This window comes from Nitrosomonas sp. Nm132, from assembly GCF_900100485.1.
In the GTDB taxonomy this organism is placed as follows: domain Bacteria; phylum Pseudomonadota; class Gammaproteobacteria; order Burkholderiales; family Nitrosomonadaceae; genus Nitrosomonas.
In genome coordinates, this window is sequence record NZ_FNDH01000010.1 from 31,773 (window position 1) to 47,430 (window position 15,658).

2 protein-coding genes are annotated in these 15,658 nt (G+C 54.5%); both read right to left on the minus strand.

Going from position 1 to position 15,658, the window contains the following annotated elements; translation table 11 throughout:
• Positions 1 to 318: 318 nt before the first annotated feature.
• A complete protein-coding gene (locus tag BLP80_RS05885) occupies positions 319 to 12,261 on the minus strand; it encodes an amino acid adenylation domain-containing protein (RefSeq protein WP_090541221.1) in 11,943 nt (3,980 codons plus the stop codon).
• A 6-nt stretch (positions 12,262 to 12,267) separates the two neighbouring features.
• Positions 12,268 to 15,597: a non-ribosomal peptide synthetase gene (locus BLP80_RS05890; protein ID WP_090541223.1), complete on the minus strand. Its 3,330-nt coding sequence runs from the start codon at positions 15,595 to 15,597 to the stop codon at positions 12,268 to 12,270.
• Positions 15,598 to 15,658: the final 61 nt, after the last annotated feature.

Consider the following 15,658-nt stretch of genomic DNA (forward strand, 5'->3'; position numbering starts at 1 on the left):
TTAAAATAAGCAAAAACCTTAATTTGATCTCAGGATAATGCTTGAAAAAGCAAAAACAGGAAATTTTGCACATTGATGGAACCAGGCTTTGAACCCGAATATTTCATAAATTCGCGTGATGATCACGCAGGATTTTGATTAATAGGGAAGTTTTGAGAAGGAGTGGTGTAGTGATTCATACACCCGACTGAGCAAAATCTTTCTTATTAATCAAAAGACAAGTGAGGGCACGTGCCAATTTATGAAATATTCGGGTGAAGTATCTATCCTGCTTTCCAAAGAAATTCGATCGACTGCCAAACAATTAAATAGTCATCGCTAAAGATTTTCTTTTACGCAGACATTCTCTTTACCATCAGTAGAGCTGGTCAAGACAGTCGTCAATAGAGACTGAATCCCCAATAGCAAAGACCCAGCACGCACGATATCAAAATGATCCACGTCGATTTCAATCGAGCGTATCTCGGCCGGTTTGATTTGCTGTTCGAGTGTAAGCCGGTCACCTACCTCTCGGGTCGCTGCCCACCAGCACGTTGTCTGGCTTCTCAAGGGACGCAGTGCGCCCACCCGCAACGACAGCGTTTTTAAATGGCGAGCGACAAGGAAGATATGCGCCAGTTCCTCCACGCCCATATCGGCATAGCCCTGGATTGCCGTTTGCCCGCTCGTTTGGCTCTCAGCTTGCTTGATGGCTAACATCCTCTCCAGTAAATCGGCGATGGCCTGTTTCGACACCACTCCTGCAGATTGGCTGGATAACGCCGCCTTCAAGGCATCATCGGGCTCGCCCCCGGGAATCGCCACCGAAATAAAATCAAGAAAATCTTCGCGCCAGTCATCTCGCTGCAGCGGCGCCGTTCCGGGAACGTAGGGATCGATCAGGCCCAGAAACGCTACGGTTTGCCGGTTTGCTTCCAGCAAATCGGCCATCATGACAGCCAATGTTCCGCCTAATGACCAGCCCAGCAGATGATACGGTCCTTCCGGTTGAACAGAGCGAATCATGCTGCAATAGTCTTCTGCCATCTGCCTCAAGGAAATATCCTGGTGCGCAGGATCGGCCAGCATACGGCAAGGCAATCCGTAAACAGTCCGCACACCTTGCAATTGCCGCGCGAGCGGCTGGTAATCGAATACCGTACCCAGTCCGGCATGGATGCAAAATAATGGTTTTCTTTCCCCGTTCCCGCTAGGTTGGTTTAGCGCTAATAACCCGCTCGCACTTGCTATCGTTCGTTTATCCAATCCCAGGAGGCTTGCGATGGTTGGCCGCTGTATCAGATCCCGCAACTTAAAATCCAGTTTCACATCGGTCAGGTTGCGCATGCGCGCCATAACCTTCAAGCTCGATAAAGAATCACCGCCGAGTGCAAAGAAATTATCCGTCTCCCCGACTTGCTCGACACCCAGGACTTCCTGCCATATCTCTGCAATCAATCTGGCTTCAGGAGTCGAAGGTGCTTGATAACGCTCTCCTGGCAAGCAATCGGGTTCCGGCAACGCCTTGCGATCGAGCTTGCCGCTCGGTAAACGCGGCAGCGCAGTTAACGTCATAAAGTGAGCCGGCAGCATGTATTCGGGCAATCGCTTGGCAAGTGTTAGCTTCAATTGCGCTATCAGGTTCTGCGCTGATTGCCCGGTGACAGGCGCAACGGGAACGATGTAGGCCACCAGCTGGGCGCCGATTGCTCCTTGGTGAACCGTAACAGCTGCTTCTGCGATACCGGTTACCTCGCGAATACGGGCCTCGATTTCGCCCAATTCGATGCGGAAACCCCGTATCTTCACCTGATGATCAGCGCGGCCGACATATTCGATATTGCCGTCCTCCATCCACCTTACCAGATCGCCAGTGCGGTAGAGGCGACCACCATGTTCGTCGAAGGGATCGGCAACGAAGCGTTCAGCAGTCAATCCGGCGCGTCCCAGATACCCTCGCGCCAATCCATATCCGCCGATATAAAGCTCGCCCACGATACCCATTGGCACGAGCTGCATATCGACATCCAGGACATACACGACTCGTTCACCCACAGGACGCCCAATCGGAGCATAAGCACATTCGAAGCTATTGCTGGCGTCCGTTTTCCAGATCAAGGGAGTTACCACAGTTTCAGTGGGTCCGTAACCATTAATCAGCGTGCGTGGCCGTAACGTTTTTCGAACTAAATCATAGGAAGCTTTCGGCATGGCTTCGCCGCCAAATACATAAAGTTCTACGGGGGGCGGATCGTTGCGCGGCACGGCCCATTCCGCCACCTGACCGAGATAAGCGGGCGGAAACGCGGCATTGGTAATTCCGTAATGATGCAGCGCATCATAGGTCTGCTCGGCGGTCCATAATTCCTGATCGCGCACCGCGAGCCCTGCGCCTATGGTGAGCGCAGTCAGCCAGCGTTCATGCGCGCCGTCGAACGAAAACGACATAAACAGCAGCTCGCAGGAACGGGGGCTCATACCGTAAATGTGCGCCGTCGCCTGGCAGTGCATGGCGAGCGGACCATGCGTGACCGCCACGCCTTTTGGCAGCCCGGTCGACCCTGAGGTGTAAATCACATAAGCGAGATTATGCTCATGCACCGCAATTGCCGGATTCGACGTCGGCTCAGCCTCAAGCTCGAGGGTATCCATAACGAGCACAGGCACAGCACTATTGAATTCGAGCTTTGCGAGCACCTTGCTTTGCGTGATCAACAGCGATAATGCGCTGTCTTTCATCATAAACGAGAGCCGGCCAGCCGGATAATCCACGTCAAGCGGTACATACGCTGCGCCAGATTTGAGAATAGCGAGCAGCGTTACAATGATATCCAGGGAACGTTCCATCGCGACGCCGATACAGATCTCCGGCCCAGCACCCAGCCGGATCAAGTGGTGTGCAAGCTGGTTTGCGCGCCTATTCAGTTCTGCATAGGCCATTTCCTGCTCGCCCATCAGCAGCGCGATGGCATCCGGTTGATGCGCGGCATTTCGCTCGATCAAATGATGAACGGGTTGATAGGCGCGAGACAAGGTATCGCTTAAATTTGCATCACCGCGCAGCAGAAACAGTTGAGCCAGCCTCTCCTTCCCCACTCCCCCCAACTCTCCCACTACCCGTTGCGGGTAAGTCATCATTTCCCGCATCAGGCATTCCATGTGACTGCGCAGTTCCAGTACAAACTCATCGGTAAAATCGTTGCATCCATAGGCATATTCGATTTCCAGCGTATCGCCGACCGTCACCTGCAAATCCATTGCGTAACCGGTCAATCCCTTGCCTGCAATGTCCCCGAAACGCAGACCATACAGCTCATTACTGCGCAAAGCAGCATTAATCGGATAGTTTTCGAAGACAACGATGCTGTCAAACAGCGGCTGCCCAGGAAAACCGGCCCAGCGCTGAATATCGGCGAGCGCAGTATGTTCATAATCGCGTAACCTGGCATTGGTCTCCTGCAACGAAACCAAATATTCACTCACCGTCAATTCGCTGCGGCGCGCAACAGGAATAGGAATCATATTGATAAACAACCCAAGAATCTCATCTGCTTGCGGTAAGCTGGGCGGACGGCCGGCAACCGTGGCACCGAAAATGACAGTCTGTTTTCCGGTATAACGTTGCAACAGCAGCGCCCAGGCTACCTGGACAAAAGTATTCAAGGTCACGTGCGCTTGCTGGACAAACGCCTGCAAGCGACGCGTTTCGTCAGAACTCAGATGCGTATAAATCTGAGCAAAGTCTGACCGTTGCTCTTTTTTCACCCCCTTGCCGACTGATTCCGCTAACAGTGTCGGACCGTCAATGTGATCGAGTTCAACTTGCCAGAAATGCTGGGCTGCCTGAGCGGTTTGTTTCGCCAGCCATCGCACATAAACGCCATAATCCGGCCCTGGTTGCGCCAGGGTCTCACCGTTATAGCAGCGTAGCCAATCACTGATCAGCATGGAATCGCCCCAGCCATCGAGCAATATGTGATGCTTAGTCCATACCAGCTGATGGCGGTTCTCGCCTATCTGGATCAAGCTCAATCGAGCTAAGGGAGGATTAAGAAAATCGAATTCACGCTTCAGCTCTTGATCGGCATAAGCAATGATGCGTTCTTCGAGACGATCCTTACCCCGCCAATCCAAATGGCTAACTGGCGCCTCGACTTGCTTGAAGACGATCTGTGAAGGACGCGCCAGACCTGCCCGCCATAAAAACCCCGTACGCAGCACCGGATGCCGGGCAACCATCGCCTGCCAGGCCTGCGTCAGCCGCGCGGCATCGAGACCCTCGACTTCGACGCTGATCTGATTCACATACAGTCCGGTGCCGGGCGCTTCTAGGGTATGAAATAACATCCCTTCCTGCGTCGGTGACAGCGGATAGATATCTTCGATCTCACTATTACCAAATGGCAGCGTAGCGATGATTCCAGCATCAAGATAGTCTTGCAGCTGGGCTTTCTTGAGTGATAACTCCTCGGTGACCGGCTCTGCCATGGCTTCTGCCGCCCTCGCGAGCGCAGCGATGGTTTGCCGTTCGAACAATTGCCGCGGTGTGATCTTCCAACCTGCACGGCGTGCTTTGGTCACAATCTGCAAACTGAGAATGGAATCTCCGCCCACTTCAAAGAAGTTATCGTTACGCCCTACCTGATTGATGCCCAGCACTTCCGCCCAGATCGCCGCCAACGCTTCCTCCACTTCGCCATGTGGTGCTTCATATTGGTCCGCGCTGACAAATTCCGGCTCGGGCAGCAGTTCACGGTCCACTTTGCCGTTCGCGTTCAGTGGCAAGCTCTCTAAAACGACCATCGCCGATGGCATCATGTAATCCGGCAAAGCTGTTCCTACCGACTCACGCAACACAGTGGTATCCAGCGTACTGCCTGCGTGCAGCGAGATATAGGCCACCAGCCTCGCCCCACTGGGCCCTTCCTTGGCGATTACCACCGCTTCTCTCACTTCAGGTTGTAACAACAACTGCGCTTCAATTTCACCCAGCTCTATGCGGAAACCTCGTATCTTGACCTGATGATCCAGCCGCCCTAAATATTCTATTTGCCCATCCGAGCGCCATCTTGCCAGATCGCCTGTACGGTAAAGCCGTCCACCCTTGTCATCAAAAGGATCTGCGATAAACCGTTCTGCAGTTAACTCCGGCCGGTTCAGATAGCCGCGTGCGAGCAGCTCTCCGCCAATGCAAAGCTCACCAGGAATTCCAGGCATAGCAAGCGCCAGATTAGCGTCAAGCAAATAAATACGGCGCGCTGGCAGCGGCTTTCCGATCGTCACTTGTACTGATCCCGGACCACTATCCGGATAATTCCCGCCGCAATCAGCGACCGTGGCGGTGACAATCGCTTCTGTCGGTCCATAGGTATTCAGCAGGGTAATCGCATTCATGCCGGCTTGCCGCCAAGCTTTGATGCCTTCAGGCGACATGGCTTCACCCCCTGCGTGCACTTGCCGCAACGCACCATAATCGCGCGGCCCCAACTTGGCAAAATCCTGCACGAGCAAAAACCAGTAGGCTGTTGTAAGATCGGCAACTGTTATCCGTTTATCCATCAGTTCACGGTAGAATGCTTCACTGTCCCATAGCATCGGGCCGCGTAAAACAATGGCCGCGCCTGCGCATAACGGAGGGAAAAGCTGTTCGACGAAGCCATCGAAGTTAATGGTGGAAAATTGCAGCATCCGGTCTGTGCTGCGTAGTTTAAAGAAATCAATGGCAATATAAGCATGCTCAACCAGCGCGTGGTGCGCAACCCCCACCCCTTTGGGTTTCCCGGTAGAACCGGAAGTGTAGATGATGTAGGCCAGATGCTCGCCGTGCAGGCTTACATCAGGATTGTTCTCCGGCCAGCCAACCCAATCCTGCGCATCCAATTCCAGAACATGGCATCCCTCAACGTGCGGAATCCGCGCCCGCAGCGGGCTTTGTGTCAGCAGCAATTCAATCGCACTGTCCGCCACCATGTGATTTAGCCGCTCCCGTGGATAGTCCGGGTCGAGCGGCACATAGGCTGCACCTGCCTTGAGCGTCGCCAGCAAGCCAATTACCATATCGATCGAGCGCTCCACCGCAATCCCGACCCGGCTCTCTGGTTTGATTCCCAGCGCGATCAGCCGGTGCGCCAAGCGGTTTGCCTGCCGGTTCAGTTCCGCGTAACTGAGCTCCGTTTCGCCAAAAATGAGTGCCGTCGCATCAGGATGCGCAATCACTTGCCGTTCAATCAAGCGATGCACCGGTTCAGCATTCGCGTAGCGCCGCTCATTGATACCCCATGCTTTAAGCTGATGCCATTCTGCTGCATTTAATAGCGCGATATCGCCCAGGCATTTGACTCCATCTCGGGTGATCTCGCGCAGCAATTGTTCAATGTGCACTGCGATACGATGGACGGTTGCTTCTGAGAAATACTTGCAGGCATAGCCATATTGCAAGGTAAGTCCATTATTCTCTACCACCGATACGGTCATCGGATAATTGGTCGCTTCCCGGCCTTTGATGCCAGAGATGACGAGCCCGCCCGGCGTATGCTGTTGCAATGCTTCATCGATGGGATAGTTTTCAAACACTAAAATACTATCGAACAGCCCCTGCCGGCTTTGCCCCGCCCAACGCTGGATTTCATACAATGGCGTGTATTCATGCTCGCGAGAAGCCAAATTCTGCATTTGTAAATCACGCAGCCATGCGCCGATGGCAAGTTCAGGCTTAAGTGCAATGCTCACTGGCAAAGTATTAATGAAAAGTCCGAGCATCTGATCCGATCCCGGCAAATCTGCCGGCCGGCCCGCGACAGTCACCCCAAAGGTAACTGTCTGCTGACCCGTATAATGGCCAAGCAGCAAAGCCCACGTAGCTTGTATTAAGGTATTGATCGTAACGTGTTCATGTTTGCAGAAATGGGCCAAATCACGGGTCAAGGTCCGATGGAGTGGATGAATAGATTCTCCATAGCCTTCATTTGTTGCGGGCGCTGCAACCACATCGGCTAACCGGGTAGATTCAGTGATATGGCGTAGCCGCTCCTGCCAATACATTTCCGATGTTTTCTGATCGCGATCACTTAACCATGCAATGAAATCCCGGTAGCGAGTACGCGGTGATGGCCCTATCGCACCACCATACTGCCGCAGTACTTCACCCAGCAATTGCGAAGTGCTCCAGCCATCCAGCAGCAGATGATGGATCATCATAATGACGTGATATCGATCATCGGTGAGGCGCACCACGGCAATCCGGAGCAGCGGTGGTTCTTTCAGATTGATACCTGCCGTGTGCTCGGATAGCGCGAGCGTATCAAGATCCTGCTTCCGATGGGTTAAAGGATAAGCATCCTGATTACGCCAGTCGTACACGATGAAGGGTAATTCAGCCGTTCTGGCTACCCATTGCAAAGGCACTTTTCCTTCCTGCACGAAACCGGTGCGCAATATCTCATGACGATCGATCGCAGCCTGCCAGGCAGCCTTGAACCGCTCGACCGACAGATGCTCGATATCAGCGCTCAGTTGAGTGAGATACATGCCGCCATCCCTATCAAACACGCTATGGAACAGCATGCCAGTCTGCATCGGTGAGAGCGGGTAAAGATCCTCCAGTTGCCCAACGGGAATCGGCAAACTATCCAGTTCATCCTGAGTGATCTGAAGCAACGGAAAATCAGTAGGCGTCACCCCGCGAACACCCTTCCTGCAATGACCAATAACCGCTTTAAGTTCAGTCAGCAACGTAGCGATAAATGTTTCGATCGTTTCTTTGGCATAGCGAGCTTCACTGTAGCTGACTTCCAGACAGAGCTCCCCCTTGTAAATGTGGCTGTTGATTGAGAGATCATGCTGCTGCACAACGCCTTGATCCATCAAATCACCTATTGGTTCATCGGCCAGTATCCAGGGGGTTTGTTCTTCGAAGCTGGTATCAAATTGCCCCAGATAATTGAACACCACTTGCGCTTTGGGAAGACCATCGATCACCTTCCGTTGCGCCGCAGTGCCATAGTATTTAAATAAACCATAACCCAATCCTTTATTGGGTATCTGCCGCAGATTCTCTTTAATATGCTTGATTCTTTGCGGCAAATCACCCGATGGATCGAGGATGACTGGAAACAGCGCAGTAAACCACCCGATCGTTCGCGACAAATCGATATCCGAATAAAGATCTTCCCGTCCATGACCTTCCAGGTCTACCCGAATCTTCTGATGTCCGCTCCATTGACATAAGGCGCTACCCAATGCAGTAAGCAGCAAATCGTTAACTTGTGTGCGGTAAGCGGCGGGAGCGTCTTTGAGCAACGCCTGAGTCTGCGCCTGATCAAGCCTCGCCGTAATACGGGTACGATTAAACACACTGTTGGAGCCTTCTGGAAAATCACAGGGAAGGGAAACAGGCACATTCATCTGGTTTTGCCAATAGGCAAACTCGGCTGCATGGCTATCAGGATACTGTTGCAGTCGGTGAGTCCAGGCAGGGTAGCCGGTGATCACTTCGGGCAATCTGATGGCTTCATGGTTCTTCGCCTGGTGATAAGCGGTTTCAAGATCCTCAATCAAAATACGCCAGGAAACGCCATCAATCACCAAATGATGCACAACCAGCAACAAACGCTGGGATTGATCCGCCATCTCGACAAGCATGGCGCGTATCAGCGATCCTTGCTGCAAATTCAAACTACGCTGCGCTTCATTGCATAGTGTCAATAACTGCTCAGCATCTGCCGCCTGCCGAACCCACAACACATCCTGCATGCTCGATTTAATGGCAATTTGCTGCCATTGATCGTTCGTTTGCTTGCTATAACAGAAATGTAACGCGCTATGATGTTGCGCAACAACCTGCAGTGCCTGATCCAGCCATGCCGCATGTAAAGGTTGGCAGCTTTTCAGCAGTACCGCCTGATTCCAGTGATGCCGCATAGGAATTGCTTGGTTAAAAAAATCAAGCTGGATCGGCAGCATGGGAATAGGCGCTGTGATATCCGGCAAGTCATTTTGTTCATGAATAGTTTTAGCAGCTTCCTCCAGCGGCCTGGCAACACTTGCCAGCGCAGCAATGGTTTGCCGTTCGAACAATTGTCGCGGCGTAATCTTCCAGCCTGCACGGCGTGCTTTGGTCACAATCTGCAAACTAAGAATGGAATCTCCCCCTAGTTCGAAGAAATTATCCTGGCGGCCGACTTGGCTGATTGCCAGTACCTCTCTCCAGATTACTGTCAGCGCTTCTTCCACCTCACCCTGCGGCGCCTCATATGGGCACTCGCTGATAAACTCCGGTTCAGGCAATAGTTTGCGATCGACTTTACCGTTTGCATTCAGCGGCAGACGCTCCAGTATGACGATCGCCGAAGGCACCATATAATCCGGCAAAGCTTTCCCTATCGATTCGCGCAATACGACAGTATCTACCGTGCTGCCCGCATGCAGCGAGACATAAGCCACCAGCCTGGCGCCACTGGGCGCTTCCTTGGCGGCCACCACGGCTTCTCTCACTTCAGGGTGTGACAACAGCTGCGCTTCAATTTCCCCAAGCTCTATGCGGAAACCCCGTATCTTGACTTGATGATCCAATCGTCCCAGGTAGTCAATCTGCCCATCGGCGCGCCATCTCGCCAGATCGCCAGTCCGGTACAGCCGTCCGCCCTTGTCATCAAAGGGATCCGCGATAAATCGCTCGGCGGTCAAACCAGGTTTGTTTAGATAGCCGCGAGCTAATCCTACTCCCCCTAGATAAAGCTCCCCAGCAACTCCCAGTGGAACCAGATTAAGTTCTGAATCAAGAACATAAGCAACGCGATCTCCGACAGGATAACCGATGGGCATATAAGCTGACTCGAATCGAGTACCCGGATAGGCTTTCGAAATTAAAGGTGTGATGACCGTCTCGGTAGGACCATAGCCGTTAATGATGCGCGGAGGTTGCAGTGTTTCCTGAATAAAATCAAAGCTGGCCCGGCTCATTGCTTCGCCACCGACTGTGTAGGAACGAATCGGTAAACTCCGGCCTGCACTGCCCGTCAATTCAGCCAGTTGCTGCAGATAACCCGGTGTGAAACAGGCGATGGTGATGCGATGTTGGATAATCTCGGAGACGGTACGGTCAACAGACCAGAAATCGTTGTCCCGCGGCATTAATGCCGCGCCAAAGGCCAGCGGCACCAGCCAGCGTTCATGCGCCCCGTCGAAATTGATCGAGGCAAACTGCAGTTCCCGGTCTGCAGGCGTCATACCGTAAAGCTTACCGATTGCTTGGACATGCATTGACAACGGTTCATGAGTGACCGCTACCCCCTTGGGTTTTCCGGTGGAACCGGAAGTATAGATGAGGTAAGCGAGATGCTCGCCATGCAGACTCACCTGCGGATTGTTCTGCGGCCAATCTGTCAGATCGAGTGTGTCCAGTTCCACAACCTGGCACCCTTCGGCATGCGGGATCCGCTCTCTGATCGCGCTTTGCGTCAACAGCAACGCAATGGCGCTGTCCCTCACCATGTAATGCAGACGCTCCCGCGGGTACGCCGGGTCGAGCGGCACATATGCACCGCCCGCCTTGAGGATCGCCAGCAGACCGACGATCATCTCGATCGAGCGTTCCGCTGCAATCCCCACTCGGGTTTCCGGTGTAACCCCCAATGCAATCAACCGGTGCGCCAGCCGGTTGGCCCGGCGGTTTAATTCGGCATAGCTGAGTTCCGTATCGCCAAAGATCAGTGCAATCGCTTCCGGTCGCTCGGCTACCTGCCGCTCAATCAGGCGGTGCACCGGCTCGGTATCGGCATAGCGCCGTTGGTTCACCCCCCATGCCTTAAGCTGCGCCAGCTCCGCTTCACTCAGCAGAGCAATGTCGCCCAGCCTGCATTCCGGATGCCCGGCCAGCTGTTCAAGGAGGTGCAGATAATGCGCTCCAAGGCGCTGGATGGTGGCCGGCTCGAATAACTCGCCAGCATAGGTGAAGCGGGCGCTAAACTGCCCATTTGGCTTTTCTACGGTATCCAGCGTCAATTCAAACTGGGCTGTCTGGCCGCTCAGTTCATATTCCTCTACCTTAAGCCCTGGCAATTGCTCCAAGGCGCGACGATCCAGGCGCAGGTGATTGAACATGACCTGAAACAGCGGCTGTTGCGTTAAACTGCGCTCCGGCTGCAAAGCTTCCACCAGTTGCTCAAACGGCAGATCCTGGTGCATCTGGGCAGCCAGCGCGGCTTCACGGGTCTGTTCGAGAATGAGGCTGAGCGGAGTGCGTCCGTCGATGCGGTTACGCAATACCTGGGTATTCACGAAGAAACCTACCATATGTTCGATTTCCACCCGGTGGCGATTGGCGATCGGCACGCCGATACGGATATCGTTCTGGCCGGTGTAGCGTTGCAGCAACGCCTGGAAACCCGCCAGCAATGCCATGAAAAGGGTCGCCCCCTGGCGCTGCGCCTGCTGCTGCAGGCGGGCAATCAGTAGCGCCGGTAACGCAAAGTCATGCCGCGCGGCCCGATAATGGGCGCTGGCCAGGCGCGGGTGATCGGTGGGCAGTTGCAGCACCGGCTGATTCTCCCCGAGCTGCTTGCGCCAGTAACTCAGCTGGCGCTCTTTTTCGCCCGCTTCCAGCCAGTTGCGCTGCCACATGGCATAATCCGCGTACTGAATCGTGAGCGCCGGCAGTGAAGGTTCCCGGCCCTGCAGCCGCGCCCGGTACTGGGCCGCGAATTCTTCAATGAGTATGTGGTTCGACCAGGCATCCGAGATGATGTGGTGCATCACTACCACCAACAGGTGCTCTTCCGGTGTGATGCGGATCAGCGCCAGCCTCAGCAGCGGGTCACGGGTGAGATCGAACGCGGCCGCATTGATCCGCTTGGCGGCTTCCTGCGCGTGCCTCGCGCGCTGCTCCGCTGGCCAATCGCACAGATCGATCAGGGGGATTTCCAGCTTGCGTTCTGCTTCTACCAGCTGCTCTGGCAATCCTTGCGCATTCACCCGGAATACCGTGCGCAACGCTTCATGCCTGGCGACCAACGCCTGAAAACTCGCCTGCAATACCTCAATATCCAGCTTCCCCACCAGACGCAAGGCGCCGCTCAAATGGTACGCAGTACTCAGCGGCTCCAGTTGCCATAAAAACCATTGACGTTGCTGCGCGTAGGAAAGTACGCTTCGGTTCTGCGGTGGCTGTTGAATAATCGGGAGAAGAGAGAAGTCGATCCCTCGTTGTTTCAATCCACTGAGGAATGCTTTTTGTTTCTCACGTGAGAGCGCAGAAAATCGCTCGGCAATATCCTGTTTATTCAATTCTACTCAGTTCCCTAATAAATCCAGTAATTCCGACATTTCGTGTAATGCGGTATTTTCTTTAGATCGCAACGAATATTTATCCTGGATAACAGACGCCATATCCCTCAATACAGGATTCTCAAAATATAAATGTAGCGGCAACGAAATAGACAGGCGCTGCCGCAATTTCTGCTGAACCTGCAGCACTGCCAGGGAGTGCCCTCCTGACATAAAGAAGTGGTCATTGCGTCCGACTTGGCTGATGCCCAGCACTTCCACCCAGACTGCCGCCAACGTCTCTTCCACTTCGCCTTGCGGTGCTTCATAAGCATCCGCGCCGGCAAATTCCGGCTCAGGCAACAGCTTACGATCGACTTTGCCGTTTGCATTCAGCGGCAGACGCTCCAGCATGACGATCGCCGAAGGCACCATATAATCCGGCAAAGCTTTCCCTATCGATTCGCGCAATACGGCAGTATCTACCGTGCTGCCCGCATGCAGCGAGACATAAGCCACCAGCCTGGCGCCACTGGGCGCTTCCTTAGCGGCCACCACAGCTTCTCTCACTTCAGGGTGTGACAACAGCTGCGCTTCAATTTCCCCAAGCTCTATGCGGAAACCCCGTATCTTGACCTGATAATCGAGCCGCCCCAAGTATTCAATCTGCCCATCGGCGCGCCATCTCGCCAGATCGCCAGTCCGGTACAGCCGTCCGCCCTCGTCAGCAAAAGGATCCGCGATAAACCGCTCGGCGGTTAAACCAGGTTTGTTTAGATAACCACGCGCAAGCCCCATGCCACCAAGATACAATTCTCCCACCACACCATACGGCACCGGCTTCATTTCCGCATCGAGGATATAAAGCTGGGTCGCAGCAATAGGGTTACCAAGCGAGATGGCTCGCTGATCGATCCTGCCGATAACCGACCAAATAGTCGTTTCTGTGGGACCATACATATTCCACAACTCGACATTCAATGCGCGCAACTGATCAACCAAGTCTATGGGCAACGCTTCCCCACCGCATAGACATTTAAGAGGAGGTTGATTCTCTTCTTCTGGTAAAGCCTGCCATCCACTTGCCAGCAACACCCGCCATCCAGCTGGAGTAGACTGGAGAATACTTACCTGGTAGGTCTGGAGTAATTGCGCGAGTATCGATCCATCATGACTTGCTGCCTGTGGCGCCAGTACCAGCCGCGCGCCGGCACTCAGAGGCAGATAAATCTCCAGGCCAGCAATATCGAATGAAAGCGCAGTGACGGATACCAAGGTATCCTTGACTGTCATACCCGGCAACTCAAGCATACTCATTACGAAGTGACTCAATGCATGATGGCGCACCATCACCCCCTTGGGTTTTCCGGTGGAACCGGAAGTATAGATGAGGTAAGCGAGATGCTCGCCATGCAGACTCACCTGCGGATTGTTCTGCGGCCAATCTGTCAGATCGAGTGTGTCCAGTTCCACAACCTGGCACCCTTCGGCATGCGGGATCCGCTCTCTGATCGCGCTTTGCGTCAACAGCAACGCAATGGCGCTGTCCCTCACCATGTAATGCAGACGCTCCCGCGGGTACGCCGGGTCGAGCGGCACATATGCACCGCCCGCCTTGAGGATCGCCAGCAGACCGACGATCATCTCGATCGAGCGTTCCGCTGCAATCCCCACTCGGGTTTCCGGTGTAACCCCCAATGCAATCAACCGGTGCGCCAGCCGGTTGGCCCGGCGGTTTAATTCGGCATAGCTGAGTTCCGTATCGCCAAAGATCAGTGCAATCGCTTCCGGTCGCTCGGCTACCTGCCGCTCAATCAGGCGGTGCACCGGCTCGGTATCGGCATAGCGCCGTTGGTTCACCCCCCATGCCTTAAGCTGCGCCAGCTCCGCTTCACTCAGCAGAGCAATGTCGCCCAGCCTGCATTCCGGATGCCCGGCCAGCTGTTCAAGGAGGTGCAGATAATGCGCTCCAAGGCGCTGGATGGTGGCCGGCTCGAATAACTCGCCAGCATAGGTGAAGCGGGCGCTAAACTGCCCATTTGGCTTTTCTACGGTATCCAGCGTCAATTCAAACTGGGCTGTCTGGCCGCTCAGTTCATATTCCTCTACCTTAAGCCCTGGCAATTGCTCCAAGGCGCGACGATCCAGGCGCAGGTGATTGAACATGACCTGAAACAGCGGCTGTTGCGTTAAACTGCGCTCCGGCTGCAAAGCTTCCACCAGTTGCTCAAACGGCAGATCCTGGTGCATCTGGGCAGCCAGCGCGGCTTCACGGGTCTGTTCGAGAATGAGGCTGAGCGGAGTGCGTCCGTCGATGCGGTTACGCAATACCTGGGTATTCACGAAGAAACCTACCATATGTTCGATTTCCACCCGGTGGCGATTGGCGATCGGCACGCCGATACGGATATCGTTCTGGCCGGTGTAGCGTTGCAGCAACGCCTGGAAACCCGCCAGCAATGCCATGAAAAGGGTCGCCCCCTGGCGCTGCGCCTGCTGCTGCAGGCGGGCAATCAGTAGCGCCGGTAACGCAAAGTCATGCCGCGCGGCCCGATAATGGGCGCTGGCCAGGCGCGGGTGATCGGTGGGCAGTTGCAGCACCGGCTGATTCTCCCCGAGCTGCTTGCGCCAGTAACTCAGCTGGCGCTCTTTTTCGCCCGCTTCCAGCCAGTTGCGCTGCCACATGGCATAATCCGCGTACTGAATCGTGAGCGCCGGCAGTGAAGGTTCCCGGCCCTGCAGCCGCGCCCGGTACTGGGCCGCGAATTCTTCAATGAGTATGTGGTTCGACCAGGCATCCGAGATGATGTGGTGCATCACTACCACCAACAGGTGCTCTTCCGGTGTGATGCGGATCAGCGCCAGCCTCAGCAGCGGGTCACGGGTGAGATCGAACGCGGCCGCATTGATCCGCTTGGCGGCTTCCTGCGCGTGCCTCGCGCGCTGCTCCGCTGGCCAATCGCACAGATCGATCAGGGGGATTTCCAGCTTGCGTTCTGCTTCTACCAGCTGCTCTGGCAATCCTTGCGCATTCACCCGGAATACCGTGCGCAACGCTTCATGCCTGGCGACCAACGCCTGAAAACTCGCCTGCAATACCTCAATATCCAGCTTCCCCACCAGACGCAAGGCGCCGCTCAAATGGTACGCAGTACTCAGCGGCTCCAGTTGCCATAAAAACCATTGACGCTGCTGCGCGTAGGACAATAATGCGGGTTCCCGGGAATCTCGGGGTGAAATAACCGCTTCAGGTCGTACCAGATTACTCGCAGCAGCTGAGAGTCGCCGAGTAAGCTTACTGCGTTGCTCAGGCGTCAGGCGCGCCCGTCTTTTTGCAAGGTCGTCACTATTGGACATAAAAATACCCTGAATTATTTTCCATTTTTACTTCCCGCTATCCGATCATCGCTCACGCAAA